General features: G+C 61.1%; 11 protein-coding genes and 1 pseudogene. 5 read left to right on the top strand and 7 right to left on the bottom strand.

Features of this window, described 5'->3' with window-relative positions; translation table 11 throughout:
- Positions 1-12: 12 nt before the first annotated feature.
- From HC231_RS13115 to entS, 5 genes and pseudogenes are all read left to right on the top strand, one after another.
- Positions 13-630: pseudogene (locus HC231_RS13115) on the top strand (isochorismatase family protein); the annotation flags it as partial.
- A 45-nt stretch (positions 631-675) separates the two neighbouring features.
- Positions 676-1,446 (top strand): 2,3-dihydro-2,3-dihydroxybenzoate dehydrogenase, encoded by a 771-nt coding sequence (gene dhbA / locus HC231_RS13110; RefSeq protein ID WP_208227078.1) that lies wholly within the window; start codon positions 676-678, stop codon positions 1,444-1,446.
- Positions 1,447-1,471: 25 nt separating this feature from the next.
- Entirely contained in the window at positions 1,472-5,419 is a 3,948-nt protein-coding gene (locus HC231_RS13105) for a non-ribosomal peptide synthetase (protein ID WP_208227077.1), read from the top strand.
- Between the two features lie 18 nt (positions 5,420-5,437).
- The gene (locus HC231_RS13100) at positions 5,438-5,680 is read left to right on the top strand and encodes a phosphopantetheine-binding protein (RefSeq protein WP_208227076.1); all 243 of its coding nucleotides are present in this window, start codon (positions 5,438-5,440) and stop codon (positions 5,678-5,680) included.
- Between the two features lie 109 nt (positions 5,681-5,789).
- Positions 5,790-7,022, top strand: coding sequence for an enterobactin transporter EntS (gene entS, locus HC231_RS13095; protein WP_208227075.1), 1,233 nt, complete (start codon positions 5,790-5,792; stop codon positions 7,020-7,022).
- Positions 7,023-7,062: 40 nt separating this feature from the next.
- Here the strand turns inward: entS and HC231_RS13090 are convergent, their stop codons facing one another.
- The 7 genes from HC231_RS13090 to HC231_RS13060 are packed head-to-tail and all read right to left on the bottom strand — an operon-like array spanning position 7,063 to position 15,501.
- Positions 7,063-9,420 carry a penicillin acylase family protein gene (locus HC231_RS13090; RefSeq protein WP_208227074.1) on the bottom strand — a complete coding sequence of 786 codons (2,358 nt, stop codon included), beginning with the start codon at positions 9,418-9,420 and terminating at the stop codon, positions 7,063-7,065.
- A 10-nt stretch (positions 9,421-9,430) separates the two neighbouring features.
- A complete protein-coding gene (locus tag HC231_RS13085; protein WP_208227073.1) occupies positions 9,431-10,408 on the bottom strand; it encodes an ABC transporter ATP-binding protein in 978 nt (325 codons plus the stop codon).
- On the bottom strand, positions 10,405-11,397 hold the full coding sequence (locus tag HC231_RS13080) for an ABC transporter ATP-binding protein (protein ID WP_208227072.1): 993 nt from the start codon (positions 11,395-11,397) through the stop codon (positions 10,405-10,407). The genes HC231_RS13085 and HC231_RS13080 overlap by 4 nt, the downstream gene beginning before the upstream one ends.
- Positions 11,394-12,179 carry an SDR family NAD(P)-dependent oxidoreductase gene (locus HC231_RS13075; protein ID WP_208227071.1) on the bottom strand — a complete coding sequence of 262 codons (786 nt, stop codon included), beginning with the start codon at positions 12,177-12,179 and terminating at the stop codon, positions 11,394-11,396. The genes HC231_RS13080 and HC231_RS13075 overlap by 4 nt, the downstream gene beginning before the upstream one ends.
- Before the next feature lie 8 nt (positions 12,180-12,187).
- Positions 12,188-13,051, bottom strand: coding sequence for an ABC transporter permease (locus HC231_RS13070; protein WP_208227070.1), 864 nt, complete (start codon positions 13,049-13,051; stop codon positions 12,188-12,190).
- 11 nt (positions 13,052-13,062) lie between these two features.
- Entirely contained in the window at positions 13,063-13,983 is a 921-nt protein-coding gene (locus HC231_RS13065) for an ABC transporter permease (RefSeq protein ID WP_208227069.1), read from the bottom strand.
- 15 nt (positions 13,984-13,998) lie between these two features.
- Positions 13,999-15,501, bottom strand: a complete 1,503-nt coding sequence (locus HC231_RS13060) for an ABC transporter substrate-binding protein (protein WP_208227068.1) — start codon at positions 15,499-15,501, stop codon at positions 13,999-14,001.
- Positions 15,502-15,522 lie beyond the last annotated feature (21 nt).

Here is a 15,522-nt window from a genome sequence, read left to right as displayed (position 1 = left end):
GGATTTCACGTTATGGCTATTCCTTCTCTGAGCGTTTATGACATGCCTCAGCCGCACGATTTCCCGGCGAATAAAGTGTCATGGGAATTTGTGCCTGACCGCGCCGTTTTACTGATTCACGACATGCAGGATTATTTCATACAGTTTTACGGTCGGCAAAACCAGCTTGTTACGCAATTAATTGAAAATATTGCTGTTCTTCGGCGTTCCTGCAAATCACAGGGGATTCCGGTGGTGTACACCGCGCAGCCGAATAACCAAAGCCCTGAGGATCGGGCGCTGCTGAACGATATGTGGGGACCGGGGATTAACCGGTGCCCGGAATTACAGCCGGTGGTTAGCGCGCTGCGTCCGGATGACGACGATACCGTATTGGTGAAATGGCGCTACAGCGCGTTTCATCGTTCTCCCCTTGAAGAGAAGATGCGGAAATGGGAGCGGGACCAGCTGATCATTTGCGGTGTTTACGGCCATATCGGCTGCATGATCACCGCGACGGACGCCTTTATGCGCGATATCAAGGCGTTTCTGGTGGGGGATGCCATTGCCGATTTTTCCCGGCGGGATCACATGATGGCGCTCGATTACGTGGCGAGCCGGGCCGGACAGGTCGTCAGCGTCGCAGAATTGGCATGACGCCGCGCGGGCGGACGGCGAATGTTGAGGATAACGAAAATGGAAAAGACACCACGGTTGCAGATGGAGTTTACGGGTAAACAGGTTTGGGTGACGGGCGCGGGGCGCGGCATCGGCAAGCAGATTGCCTGCTCTTTCCTTGCCCTGGGGGCGGAAGTGGTTGGGTTCGATCGCGAGTTTCCGTCGCCCGGCCTGCCTTATCGCTGCGTGTTATTGGACATTCAGCAGCCCGAACAGGTGAAAACGGTGTGCCGGCAACAATTGGCTGACTCTCCGCGTTTGGACATTCTGGTCAATGCCGCCGGCATTTTGCGGCTGGGCGCGCTGGAAACGCTGAGCGACGATGACTGGCGCGAGTGCCTGAATGTTAACGCGGCCGGCGCTTTTTATCTGCTGCGCGCCGTAATCCCGCATTTTAAGCGGCAGCGCTGCGGGGCGATAGTTACCGTGGGCTCCAATGCCGCGCATGTGCCGCGAATGCAGATGGCGGCTTATTGCGCCTCCAAAGCGGCGCTGGCCAGCCTGAATCATTGCGCCGCGCTGGAACTGGCGGAGTATGGCGTGCGCTGCAATTTGGTTTCCCCCGGATCTACCGATACCGCCATGCTGCGCGGCATGTGGCGGGACGACGGCGGAGAACGGCAGACCATCCAAGGTTTTCCGCAGCAATATAAGCTGGGGATCCCGCTGGGCAAGATCGCCCACGCGCAAGAAATCGCCAACGCCGTGGTTTTTCTCGCCTCCGATCTGGCCAGCCATATCACCATGCAGGATATCGTGGTTGACGGCGGCGCAACGCTGGCGGCCTGACGGATATCAACAAAGGGGCTACACGATGTCTTTGAACAATAATACGTCTTTAAGCGATAACGCCATTTTGGCGCTGACGGAAGGACAAAAAGAGATCTGGGTCGCCCAGCAGATGATTGAGGACAGCGCGCGCTACAATACGGCCGAGTGCGTCAGAATCGAGGGCGTTCTGTCTCCCGACTGTTTTAAAGCGGCGGTGACTCAGGTTATGCGGCAGATAGAGGCGCTCAATTGCCGGTATCAATTGCGGGACGGCGAACTGGTGCAGGTAATCGGTGAGCCGGCCGAGGTGAATTATCAGTTCCTTGATTTTCGGCGGGATGAACAGCCTGAAATTAGCCTGCGCCAGTGGATGCGGCACGACCTGGCGCAACCCGTCGACCTGGCGCAAGGGCGGCTGTATCGCGTCGGCCTGATTCAACTGGCGGATGAAAAGTTCTGCTGGTATCAGCGGGCGCATCATATCGCGCTGGATGGTTATGGCGTGGCGATGGTGTTGCGTCAGGTGGCAAATACCTATTCCCGGCTGCAGCAGGGGAAAAGTGTAGACGCGCGGCCGTTCTCGCCGCTGCGCTATCTGCTGGATAAAGAAGATTCATACCGCAATTCAACGCGTTTCCTGCGGGATACGGCCTTCTGGGAAGCCTATTGCCGCCGTTTGCCTCCGGCCCCCAGACTCAGCCCGGCGCGCGCCGAAGTCAGCGACAGCGTGCGGCGTGAGCGGCTGACGCTGCGCGCGTCGCAGTTTGCGCGGATAAAAACGCTGGCGAAAGCGTGGTCGGCGTCATGGGTTGAGGTATGGCTGGCCTTGTTCGCCGGCTACGTGGCGTGGAAAACGCGCGAAAGCGGCGTCGTGCTGGGAATGCCCTTTATGAACCGCAATGACGGGGAACTGTTCAAACTGCCGGCCATGCTGGTCAATATTCTGCCTTTATCCGTTCAGGTCGGGCCGGACGACGATCTGGCGAGCCTGGCGCAAAGCGTCCGGCGGGAGATTGATTACGTGAAGCCCCATACCGAATACCGGGGAATGCGGCTTTTGCGGCTTCGGGAGGACGATGAGCCGCTGTTCGGCCCGGTGGTTAATGTCATGCCGTTTTATGAGGAGTTGGATTTCAACGGCGCGCGCGGCGTGATTGAGAATGTACACGGCGGCCCGGTGGACGACTGCGCTTTGCGCGTGGTGCCGACCGGCAACGATGACCATAGCGCCTTACAGATTCACCTGGACGCTAATCCCAATATTTACCCGGCCGACGTGCTGTCCGCCATTCGCGATGAATTGATGGCCTGGGCTACCTACTGGATTGCACATCCGCACGCCAGCATGGCGCAGCTTAACCAGCGTAAGTGGCGCGAGTTGGCGGATTATGTCATTCACGCGCGAGAGCAGAAAGCTTTCGCCTGGCGGAGCGTGATTTCGCGTATCCGCGAACAGGCCGCGCTCACGCCGGAAGCCGTGGCGCTGGAAAGCGACGATCGGCGCGTCAGCTATGCGGCGCTTGCCGCGCGGGTTGACGCGATAGGCGGCGCGCTGATCGAACGCGGGATTCAAGCGGGGGAGGTGATCGCGGTTTATATGCCGCGCTCCGCCGATACGGTGCAAATGATGTTAGGCATCCTGGCGGCAGGAGCAAGCTGCTTCGTACTGGATACCGCCAGTCCGGACGAGCGCTTGCAGCAGGCGCTGGACGCGTGTGGCGCGCGGTTCGTCATTATGGCCGATCCGGAAAACGATCGCCGCGCCTTCACCGTTGAAAGCATCGCTTACTCGGCGTTGTTGACGCATCCGGAAGATCGGACATCCGCGCCGGCGGCGATTGCGCCGGACGCCACCGGCTTTATTATTTTTACTTCCGGCTCCACCGGGAAACCTAAAGGGGTGGCGATCCCGCATCGGGCGCTCAGTTGGTTTGTGGACGCGGCGGGCCAGGCGTACAACATTCAGCCGGACGACAGGGTACTGCAATTCTCATCGCTGACGTTCGATGCTTGTCTGGAAGAGATTTTCATTCCGCTGTGCTGCGGCGCCTGTGTGGTTCTGCGTAGCGAGGAAATGGCCGAATCGCTGGACGCTTTTTTGTCGTATGTTATAGAGCACGCCGTCACCGTGCTGGATTTGCCCACCACCTTCTGGCACACCCTGACGTTAACGTTAAGCGAACAGCGGCACGCGTGGCCGGCGGCGGTGAAAACGCTGATTGTCGGCGGCGAGGCGATTTCGCAGGAACGTTTGTCGCAGTGGAAGTCGTTGATGGGCGAGCGGGTACGGTTAATCAATACCTACGGGCCAACGGAAGGCACGATCATCTTTACCTACAAAGTGCTGGCCGGTGACGGGTTCGATCCGCGAACCCCCGATCTGCGCTCGATCGGCTTGCCGCTGACCGGGCTGCGCTGTCTGATTCTGGATGCCGCCCGGCGTCCGGTCGAACGGGGGATGGAAGGCGAGCTGTATCTTATCGGGCCGACGCTATCGAGCGGCTATATCAACAGCGACGAGATGACCCGCGAGAGCTTTATTACGCTGACCATCGCGGGCAAAGCCGTGCGCGCCTATAAAACCGGTGACTGGGTAACGCAGACGGAACAAGGGGAAATCGTCTATCTGGGGCGCATTGACAAGCAGGTGAAATTCCGCGGTTATCGTGTCGATCTCAATGAAATCCGCGATTGCTGTTTGGCGGTGGACGGCGTGAAAGAAGCGCGGGCGGTGATGTGGAATGAGGGCAACGCGCAGCTTGTCCTGTATGTCAAACTGGATGAAAACGCGGCGGTCTCCTGCGGGCGGATCGAAGCCCATCTCCGGAAAGTGTTGCCGCAATATATGCAGCCCAATCAGGTTATGCCGATTACCGACTTTCCGCTTACCCGCAGCGGAAAAATTGATGAAAAGCGTTTGCCGAAGCCGGATGTTCGTATTGACGCCGCCGCGGCCGAAGACGCCGCAACCGATTTTGAGCGGCAGGTGGCCGAAGCATGGAAGGCGGAGCTGACGCTGGATAGCGTTGGGATCCATCAGGATTTTTATGCGCTGGGCGGCAGTTCGCTGAACCTGTTTTCCATTCACGCCCGTCTGGCCGGGCAGGGACTGCCCATTCCGCCTAAGCTGCTGCTGGAAAACCGAACCATTCACAGCCTGTATCAGGCCTGGCGGCGAATTGCCGACGATGACGAACCGCAAATATCCGGTCTGGAGTGGATCGTAAAACTGCAAAACCATCAACGCCCGCGCACGCTATGGGCATTTCACCCATATTCCGGGCGCATTGACTGCTACCGGGAACTGGCGGAACGCGTCAATCAGTCGTTTGACGTGCTGGCGATCCAGGCGCCATACCTGTCTGAATCCGCCGAGGAGCTCCAAACCTTGTCCGATCTGGCGCAGCGCTATTGTGAGCTGATTCGTCATGTGCAGCAGCAGGGGCCCTATTACCTGATAGGGTACTCCCTGGGCGGCAACATCGCTTATCTGGTGGCGCAACGGTTGATCGCGCAGGGGGGCGAAATCCATTACCTCGGCCTGCTGGACAGCAGACCGCCGCAGTTCATCGAAAAGATGGAGAGCTCGCTCTATACCCTGGTGAGAGACACATTAGGCGCGGAGTTTCTCGCCGAGGTTAGGCAACTGGATGATGAGGCGCAGCTTGAGATTATCGCCGAACGGCTGTTGAGCGCAGGGCATATGCGGTTTATGGATAAGGCGCAACTGATTCGGGCTTTGCGTTTTAGCGTCACCAGCGCTCAGGACCAGGCGGCGGAGCTGACGCCGCTTACCATCGCCGGACAAACCTGTCACTACGGCGTTACCGCTCCGGGAGATGAATGGCGGATGCTGGTGAGAGAACGGCTGAACTGCCATCAATTCGACGGGAAGCACGATACCATAATGGATGAATTGGCCGCGTCGGGCGCGATGCAGGCCATTCAGCAAGATTTATTCCAAGCATCACGGTTACGTGAACGCAGCTAAAATTAAAGGATACCCACCATGAATAGGCAGATGACATTACCCGCCTTTAATGCAGCGGAACTGAAGGAACTGCTGCTGCAAAAACTGGACGTATCGGATGAGGAGTTTGACGAACATGAAAACCTTTTCGACTACGGCCTGGATTCAGTGGACGTGATGGCGCTGATCGCCTGTCTGAAAGCGCACGGAATAGAGGTCAGCTTCATCGATATGGTAAGAGAGCCGACATTTAGCGCGTGGCGAAAGCTGGTCGGCGTTTGACAATGCGTGAAACCAAACAGCGCGTGAAACCGAACGGCAGCGGCGGGAACGATAGCGCATAAACTTTCGCGCCGGCCCAAAATGTCGCTTCAATGAAAAAAGAGGGCGAGTGGATAAAAACTTAATTTTGACGGCGTTTCATCTCTTGAAGGGCAATCGGCCCTTTCGCGCCGTCTTTTATGCCAGAGCATTGTCCATTTTGTCATTAGGCATGTTGACGGTAGCGATCCCGGTGCAGATTCAATGGATGACCGGATCGGTGATGCTGGTGGGACTATCCGTCACCCTTGCCGGGGGCGGCATGTTCAGCGGGCTGCTGTTGGGCGGCGTGCTGGCGGATAGGTACGATCGCCGCACTATGATTTTGTTTGGCCGGAGCGTCTGCGGGCTGGGTTTCGCCGGGCTGGCGCTGAACGCGTTGGCGCCTTCGCCCTCCTTGTCGGTGATGTATTTTCTATCCGTATGGGATGGTTTTTTCGGCGCGATGAGCATTACCGCGCTGTTAGCGGCAACGCCCGCGCTGGTCGGGCGTGAGAATATCGCCGTGGCGGGCGTCATCAATATGATGATGTTCAGGATTGGAACGGTTATTGCGCCAACGCTTGGCGGTCTGGTGATCGCGTACGGCGGCGTAACGCTCAATTACTCGCTGGCTGCGGTGGGCACGTTTCTGACGCTGATTCCGCTGCTTACGCTTCCCTCTATGCCGAGCGGAGAACGCACCAGGCAGCATCCCGCCAGAGCGTTATGGCAAAGCGTTCAATTCGTCTTGAGCCAGCGGATCATCTGGACGATGATGCTGATCGGCGGAATGGTGAGCGCCATCGCCGCCGTGCGGGTGCTGTTCCCGGCGCTGGCCGAGCAGTGGCGGGTTGACTTGCGTCATCTTGGGCTGCTGTATTCTGCGATGCCGCTAGGCGCGGTTATCGGTATGCTAACCAGCCGGCGCTGGGTCGATAGCGGCTGGCGGACGGAACGGGTGATGTTCATCAGCGCCTACAGCGCTTTCACCGCCATCGTGATTTTGGGCATCGTCTCTCACTTCGCGACGGCGTTGATTTTCCTGATGGTTTATGGCTATTTCAGCGCGATCAACAGCGTTTTGCAGTTTATTGTGGTGCAGAACCATACCCCCAATAATTTGCTGGGCCGGGTAAACGGGCTCTGGATGGCGCAGAACGTCGGCAGCGATATGGCCGGCGCTTTTTTTATCAGTATGGCTGGCGCTATCATGATGCCGACGATGATCGCCATTGTTTACGGCGGGACGGCGTTAATCGCGGGGATCATTATCCTGTTGATTATCAGACGCTATGGCGAGCCGGTGCGGATAAATGACTAAAGCGGCCGGACAAGTTGTGTCCGGCCGCTCTTGTCGGCGGCTACTCCGGCAGCAGCACGATGCGTTTGAGGGTGTGGGCGGCGATCTTTTCCTCGCTATACAGCAAGGGAACGTATTCGCCATGCGACCAGCCGTCGGCCAGATCGCGGTAGTGGGGCGATCGCGGATCGCCGGACTGGCCGGGCGTGTTGATGCAGACTGAATTATCCCAGTCGCCTACGTCCATCACCAGGCGCACCGAGGCTCCGGCGGTCACCCTGAAATCGTTTATCCGGTAACTCGCCAGCATCGGCGTCGAACGGCTGCCGCCCAGCGGCAGCGGCCCGACGTTCCATTGCCGATCCGCGCCGAGCCGGGTGCGGCTGATCGCGTGTTCGAATAGCGCCTGGTGCAGCCGGCCCCATTGCCATTGACCCGAATCCGGCCCCAAACGCCGCCGGCATTCGTCCCAGGCCGCGGTCAGGCTGTCAAGCATCAGCCGGTCTCGCTCCTGTCCGGCATCAGTGCCGAAACGCGCGTCCGGCGTTTCTATCAGTTGCAATAGCGTATCCATATCTCCCGGCTGCAACAGCGCCCGGAGCTGCGGGTTCGGCGCCAGACGGGCAAACAGCGCCGGACGTAAATGTTTCATCCACCAGACTTCAAACAGCGCCGCCGCGGCGCTGCCGGCGTCGAGCTTATGATCCCAACCGGCCAGCAGTTGCGCCGCCAGGCGATTCGGCGGCGTCATCTCCTGTTGACGGCCGATCTGCGCCAGCAGCCGGCACAACCGCTGCGCCGGCAGCGAAAAAGTATCGTTTTGCAGCGCTTGCGCCGCGGCTATCGAATGGGCCGCATCGCCGGCCAGCACCTGCTTGATACGCGTCGCCCGGCTGCTCTCGGCCCACTCATGGCCGATAGAGGTCGCATCATAGTCCGCGGGCAGGTTCATTTCATTGGCGGTGGCGAAAAAACCGGCTGCGGGGTTGATGCTGCGCGGCAGCCGATCCGCCGGCAGATAGCCGTCCCACTCATAACATCCGTCGCCCGGCACCGGCAACAGACCGTGCCAATTATGCCTGACCGGGGTAAAGCCGGCGGTGAACCAGCCGATATTGCCCGCCACGTCGGCGCAGACGTGATTCACCGACGGGGTGCCCCACGCCGCCAGCGTGGCGCCGAACGCATCGACGCTGGCGGCGCGCATGGCGGACAGGCTGCCGAGGTAGGCGGCCGCTCCCGGCGACAGCCAGACCGATCGCAGCGCGATGGCGCGCCGGCGCGCCGGATCTTCATATAGCAGCGGGCCGTGGCGAGTAAAGGAGAGGGGCAGCGTCTGCGGCGCATGGCCTTTGACCTCGAAGCGTTCCTGTCGACGTTCGATGCGCTCCCAGCCATCCTGATAACGGTAATAATCCGCGTCTTCCGGCCGGGTCTGGTAAACGTACACATCCTCCTGGTCGGCGCCGAAAATAGTCAGCCCGAAAGCGGTTTGACCGTTGTGGCCGATCGAAATGCCGGGGGCGCTGGGTTCGCCGGCGCCGATGGCATTAAATCCCGGCGCCTGTAGATGAACCAGATAGCGCAGCGACGGCGCCGCATGAGCGCGGTGGGGATCGCTGGCCAGCAGCGGCCGGCCGCTGTCGGTGCGGCTGCCGTGCACCACCCAGTTGTTGGAGCCTTCCTCGCTGCCCGCGCGCACGATATCGCCCAGATCGGTGACCTCGCTCCACGCCCAGGCCTGTTCTGGCGCGGCGGCCAGCCGGGCGTCGTCAAAGCTGACCGGGGCGGTCGCCAGCTTGAACAGTTTCAGCGCCTCAAGCGGTATATCCTCCGACGACAGCCCGTCCGCCAACTGCGGTTCCACCGGCGGCGTGATGCCCGATCGCAACAGATCGGTGGCGGCATCGCTGCGCGCCAGCACGTTGGCGCGTAAAATTTCCGAGACGCCGTTACGCGTCAGCGCATGGGTGCGGATACGCACCACATCCTCCGGCAGCCAAAGCGCCGGCCGAGTGCCGAACAGGGCGAACTCCGGCGGCAGGCGTTCAGGTTCGCGTTGGCACAAAGCGATCCAGGCGTTGATGCCGGCGACGAAAGCGGTACAGATAGCCTGGGCGTCATCCGCATAGGATTTCCACTCCGCCGCCATATCGCCGCGAAACAGAAAGTGGCGCGCGGCATGATCCTGCGCCAGATAGCCGGGGCCGAAGTCGGCGGCCAACAGCCCAAGACCGCGTTTGCGCCACAGATCCAATTGCCAGAGGCGATCGCGGGCGGCATTAACCCCCTGGGCAAAAAATAGATCCTGTAGATTATCGGCACGAATATGGCTGATGCCCCAGCGGTCGATACGCAGCTCGCAGGCCGCTTCCAGCCCGGACAGCGACAAGGTTTCAGTTTCAATGGACTGATGCATCGGATCCTCGTTAAGCATAGTGGCAGGCGACCTGCGCGCCGTCCGAACGCGGCGTCAGTTCCGGGCGCTGTCTGGCGCACAGATCGGTCGCCAGCGGACAGCGGGTATGAAACGCGCAACCGGGCGGAATACGGGCGGGGCTGGGCAGTTCGCCGCCAAGAATAAAGCCTTGCCTGCCGCGCTGTACGGCGGGGTCCGCCTGCGGCACCGCCGCGATCAGCGCCTGGCTGTAAGGGTGCCTGGGGTTGGCGAAAAAGGTATCGCGCGGGGCGCTCTCGACGAAGCGGCCAAGGTACATCACCACCACCCGATCGCAGATATGACGCACCACCGCCAGATCGTGCGATACAAACAGATAGGCGACGCCGGTACGCTGCTGCAACGCCACCAGCAGATTGAGGATCTGCGCCCGCACCGAGACATCCAGCGCCGATACCGGCTCGTCGCAAATCACCAGCGCCGGCTCCAACGCCAGCGCCCGGGCGATAACCACCCGCTGGCGCTGGCCGCCGGAAAATTGATGCGGATAACGCTCGGCATGTTCCGGCCGCAGCCCGACCTGTTGCAGCAGCTCGGCGACCCGGACGCGTAGCGCGTTGCCGCGAGCCAGACCGCAGGCCAGCAAAGGTTCGCCGATCGCCGCGCCGATGGTGGCGCGCGGATCGAGCGATAGCGCCGGATCCTGAAATATCATCTGCACCTGCCGGCGTATCGCCTTCAACGCCTTGGCGCCGGCTCCCACCACTTGCTCGCCGCCAATGCGCACGCTGCCGGCCACCGGTTTTTGCAGACCGACCAGGGTATTGGCCAAGGTGGATTTACCGCAGCCGGATTCCCCCACCAGCGCCACCGTTTCGCCGCGGGCGATATCCAAATCAACGCCGTTAACCGCTTGCACTACCGGGGCCGTCTTGCCAAGCAGACTGCGGCGGCCGCCGAAATGCACCGTCACGCCGCGCGCTTCCAGAATCATTTTGCCGTCACTCATCGTACAACCTTATCTATTTCCTTTATCCGCCCGATATGCCAGCAGGCGGAGCGATGACCATCGCCGCAGTCAAACAGCGGCGGCCGTTCATTCCGGCAGCGCGGCGTCGCCAGCGGGCAGCGTTCGACGAAACGGCAGCCGGCAATAAATTGCTCCGCCGTCGGCACGCTGCCTTCAATCGTGGCCAAAAGTGATTTCGGTTCGTCATCGAGCCGCGGGACGCTGGCCAGCAGCAGGGCGGTATAGGGATGCGCCGGCGCTCGGAACAGGTCGTGTACCGGCGCGATCTCGGCGATACGGCCGGCATACATCACCGCGACATGATCCGCCATGTCGGCCACCACGCCCATATCATGGGTGATCAGCACGATCGCGGTGCCCCGGTCGGCCACCAGCCGCTTCATCAAATCCAGGATCTGCGCCTGAATGGTCACGTCCAGGGCGGTGGTCGGTTCATCGGCCACCAGCACCTTGGGATCGCAAATAAGCGCGATGGATATCATGATGCGTTGACACATACCGCCGGACAGCTCAAACGGATATTGATGCAGACGGCGATCGGGATCGGCGATGCCGACGGCCGCCAGCATTTGCCGCGCCCGCGCCAGCGCCGTCTGCCTGGATACGCCGTGATGGATACGGTAGGCGGCGGCGATCTGCTCGCCTACCGTGGTCAGCGGATCCAGACAGGCGCTCGGCTCCTGGAAAATAATGGAAATATCCTTGCCGCGCGCCTGGCGCAGCCGGCGTTCGGACAGTGCGGCCAGATCGGTCTGCGCCAGCATGATGCGGCCCGCGGTGCGCCGCGCCGCCGGCGGCAGCAGGCCGAGCATAGCGTAGGCGGTCAGGGATTTGCCGCAGCCGGATTCCCCCACCAGCGCCATCACCTCGCCGGGGGCGACGTCAAACGACACATCGTCCAGCACCGCCGCGCCGTCGATATCAATCGACAGATTTTCCACGCTCAGCAGCCGTTCGCTCGCCTTCATTCACGCTCCCCTGCCGCCGGCGAGGGGCGTTGATATGTGCCGATGGAATTGCCGCCGTCCACGCTAAGCACCGCCCCGGTGATAAAGCCGGCGCGGGCGGAGCACAGATACCCGATGGCCGCCGGCGCATCCTCCGGTCCGCTGCTCCGGCCCAGCGGGATGCGCGCCAACATATTCTTGACATAATCCCCGGACAGCAGGCTGACTTCGCTGCCCGGCGCAAAGCCCGGTTCGACCACATTGACGCGGATGCCATATTCGGCCAGTTCCAGGGCGAACCCTTTGGATAACCGTTCCAGCGCGCTTTTCGAGGTACAATACGGCACCGAATTCTGGTTCATTTTGCGCGCCGCGCCGGAGGAGATATTGACGATACAGCCTTGCTTCCCGGCGCCGATCATCAGCCGGGCCATTTCCCGCGTCAGCACGAACGGCGCGCGCAGATTCACGTCGAATACGCGGTCCCAGTCGGCCAATTCCATATCCAGCAGGCCAAAGCGGGTATAAATGCCGGCGTTATTGATCAGGATATCGGGCGCGCCCCACGCCTGGCGCACATGGGCCGCCAGATCCAGCAGCGAGTCGTTATCGGTCAGTTCGGTGGTATGCAACAAGGTGGTCTGCGCATTCAGACCCAGTTGCGCCACCGTGGCCTGCAGCGCCTCGGCGCGGTTATCGCTCAGGCACAGCTGCGCCCCTTCGCGGGCGAACCAGGCGGCTATCCAGCGTCCGAAAATACCGGCGGCGCCGGTGATCACGACCTTTTTGTTTTCAAATTCCATACTACCCCTCAGCGTATACGGGAACGGGGATCGAGCCGATCGCGCAGCCAGTCTCCCAGCACATTAACGGAAAAAACCAGCAGGAACAGGCAGACGCCGGGGAAGGCGACAATCCACCAGGCGCGTTCGATATACTGTCGGCCGACGCTCATGATCGACCCCCAACTGGAGGCCGGCGGCTGAATGCCCAGTCCGAGAAACGACAGGCCGGCCTCCATCAGGATCATCAACCCAAATTCGGCGGTGGCGACAATCAGCAGCGGGCCGGCGATATTCGGTAAAATATGGCGCAGCAGAATACGCGCCGCCCCGGCGCCGGCCAGCTCCGAGGCTTTGATGAACGGCAGATTGGCGATTTGCAGCGTCTGGGCATAGGCTACACGCGTGTAACGCGGCCAGCGGGTTAACGCCAGCACCAGCACCAGCTTGAGAAAGCCCGGTCCCAGCACCGCCACCGTTAGCACCGCCAGCAGGATCGCCGGAATCGACATCATGATATCCACCAACCGCATGATCAGGGTTTCGGCGGCGCCGCGAAACCAGCCGGCAATCATGCCCAGCGTCACCCCGACCAGGGTCGAAACCGCCACCGACAGCACCGCCACGCTCAGGGAGACTCTGGCGCCGTATAGGGTGCGCGACAGCAGATCGCGGCCCAGATCGTCGGTGCCGAACCAGAAGACGACGCCTCTGGCCTCAAAGCCCGGCGGCTTCAGCCGCGCCAGCAGGTTCTGCCGCGCCGGATCCAACGGCGCGATCCAGGGGGCGAAGATCGCCAGCAGTACGATTAGCGCCAGAATCAACGAAACGACCAGCACCGAAAGCGGCACCGTTCTCCTGCTCCTGGCGACCGCCGGATGGACGAATTGCATATTGCGGCTCCTCAACGCGCCAGACGGATACGCGGATCGACCAGCGCGTACACCAGATCGGCGAGAATGCTGGTCATCACATAGACAAAGGAAATCAGCAGCACAATCACCTGCACCACCAGGAAATCCCGCGACTGAATGGACTGGATCGCCAACTGGCCGATGCCCGGCCAGGCGAACACCGTTTCGATAATCACCGCCCCGGCCAACAGATTGCCAATCTCCAGCGCGGCGATGGTGATCACCGGAATGGCGGCGTTGCGCAGCACGTGGCGGCGGACGATGGCGCCGCGGGACATCCCCCTGGCCAGCGCCGCTCTGACATATTCCTTGCCCAGTTCATCAAGCACCGAGATACGCGTCATGCGGGCGAACGTCGACATCGAAATCGCACCGAGGGCGATAGAGGGCATGATCAGCGCGGACAGCTCCTGCGATCCCGAAGTCGGCAGCCAGCGCAGGGTGACGGCAAAAATAAAAATCAGCAAAATGCCCGATAGAAAAGTGGGCACGCTTTGTCCGGTGACCACGATGGCGGTCAACAACCGTTCCAGCCAGCCGCCGCGCCGCGTCGCCATCAGGATGCCGACCGGAATGCCGACGCCGATGGCCACCAGCAGCGCGCCGGCCGCCAGCATCAAGGTATAGGGCAGTCTGGAGGCGACAATCTCCAGCGCCGGCACGCGTTGCACCACGGAAATACCGAAATCCAGATGGGCCAGATCGTTCAAATAGGCCAGATATTGCACTCCCAGCGGCCGGTCGAAACCCAACTGCCGGCGCAGGGCGTTGATCATCTCGGCGGACGCGTCCTGCGGCACCAGCAGCAGGGTGGGATCCCCCGACAGGTGCATAATCATAAATACGATGGTCAGCACCCCAAGGATGGCGATAGCGGCATGCAACAGCCGTCCGGCTATATATCTCAACACATCGCGCCCCTCTGGCTACGGCTTCGGCTTCCAGCTCATATCCATTACGAACATCGCTTCGTTGGCGCTCGGCCGCCACTCCAGGTGCTTGCTGGCGCCGTATATCGCATAGGCCTGATATAGCCCGATGCCGGGCGCCTCGTCATGCAGGATTTGATAGGCCTGGCGATATTTTTCCAGCCGCTGCCCGCTGTCGAGGATCGAACGCGCGCTGTCCACCAGGGCGTCAAAGTCGGCATTGTGGTACTTGGCCCATAGGCTGCCGCTGCGGAACAGCGGGAAAATCACGCCGTCCGCATCCTGGCAGGCGCAGGACCAGGCGCCAAGAGCCAGACCGCCGGCATTGGCGGCTTCGCCCTGACGCCGTTTCAGGAAGGTCGGCTGATCGCTGGACTGGATTTCCACCTTCAGGCCGACATCGTTAATCATCTGCTGAATCGCCTCGACCATGGCGCGGCTGTAAACCGGCGAGGTCAGGAAGGTGATGGTCGCCCCTTCGGCTCCCGCGGCTTTGACCAATTCGCGCGCCTTATCCGGATCGAACGGATAGCCCGGTACCTGGTCGGTATAGCCGAACACCGGCGGCGCGCCGAGCACGTTGACCGGCGCGGCATAACCTTCCAGCAGCGCGTCGATCAGCGCCTGGCGATCGATGGCATAGGCGATGGCCTGACGGACGCGGACATCGCTGGTCGGGCCCGCCTGGGCATTGATAAACAGATAGCCGATGCGTTCGGTAGGCGCCGAAAGTACTTGCGTATCGGCGTTATTTTGTACGGCGGCGGTCTGATCCGGCGGCAGATCGCGGATCAAATCCGCTTTGCCGGTCTGTAGGTCGGCAATCCGGGTCGCGACATCGGGCACCGCGCGGAACACCACCCGCGGGAAGGGGGGCGTTCCGCGCCAGTAGCGCTCGTTGGCCTGTAATTCTATCTGCACGCCCTTTTGCCAGTTAAGCAGCCGGTAGGGGCCGCTGCCCAGGGGGCGCTGATTGAATTGCTGATCGCCGACCTTTTCCACATAGGCCCGCGGGACGATGGAGAGCTTGACCAGTTGCGCCAGCAGCGCCGGGTAAGGGGATTTGGTGGTTATGCGTACCTGATTGGGGCCGGTGACTTCGGCGCTATCGATCTGATCAAACTGGGATAACTGGGGGCTTTTCAGTTCCGGATTGATGATGCGCCTGATGCTGTAGACCACGTCGTCGGCGGTGAGCTGGCTGCCGTCCTGAAAGCTGACGTCATCGCGGATCTGGAAGTCGATGGTGGTGTCGTTGACATAGGTCCAGGAGGCGGCGATCTGCGGCGCGATCTTGCCGGCGGCGTCGCGGGTCAGCAAATTATCGAATATATTGCGATAGACGCTGTAGCTATCGGTGTTCCATTGCAGATGCGGATCGAGCGTCGCCGCGTCGCCCGGTAAATCGATGGTCAGGGTTTCTTTTACCGGCTGGGCGGCCGCCAGGGACGCCGCCAGCGTCAGGGCGGCGGCTGCGGCCCATCTCAATATCATAGACATATTCGTCACTCTCTTCAGACC

Origin of the sequence: Brenneria izadpanahii, assembly GCF_017569925.1 — a bacterium.
Classification (GTDB): Bacteria; Pseudomonadota; Gammaproteobacteria; order Enterobacterales; family Enterobacteriaceae; genus Brenneria; species Brenneria izadpanahii.
Note: the sequence above shows the minus strand (reverse complement) of the source record. Positions and strands in the feature narration are given on the sequence as shown.

What these genes read in the sequence shown, in the direction of transcription:
- HC231_RS13105 (WP_208227077.1), top strand. Translation starts at nt 1,472, where the DNA reads ATGTCTTTGAACAATAATACGTCTTTAAGCGATAACGCCATTTTGGCG.
- HC231_RS13085 (WP_208227073.1), bottom strand. Translation starts at nt 10,408, where the DNA reads ATGAGTGACGGCAAAATGATTCTGGAAGCGCGCGGCGTGACGGTGCAT.
- HC231_RS13070 (WP_208227070.1), bottom strand. Translation starts at nt 13,051, where the DNA reads ATGCAATTCGTCCATCCGGCGGTCGCCAGGAGCAGGAGAACGGTGCCG.
- HC231_RS13090 (WP_208227074.1), bottom strand. Translation starts at nt 9,420, where the DNA reads ATGCATCAGTCCATTGAAACTGAAACCTTGTCGCTGTCCGGGCTGGAA.
- HC231_RS13080 (WP_208227072.1), bottom strand. Translation starts at nt 11,397, where the DNA reads ATGAAGGCGAGCGAACGGCTGCTGAGCGTGGAAAATCTGTCGATTGAT.
- HC231_RS13100 (WP_208227076.1), top strand. Translation starts at nt 5,438, where the DNA reads ATGAATAGGCAGATGACATTACCCGCCTTTAATGCAGCGGAACTGAAG.
- HC231_RS13060 (WP_208227068.1), bottom strand. Translation starts at nt 15,501, where the DNA reads ATGTCTATGATATTGAGATGGGCCGCAGCCGCCGCCCTGACGCTGGCG.
- HC231_RS13075 (WP_208227071.1), bottom strand. Translation starts at nt 12,179, where the DNA reads ATGGAATTTGAAAACAAAAAGGTCGTGATCACCGGCGCCGCCGGTATT.
- dhbA (WP_208227078.1), top strand. Translation starts at nt 676, where the DNA reads ATGGAAAAGACACCACGGTTGCAGATGGAGTTTACGGGTAAACAGGTT.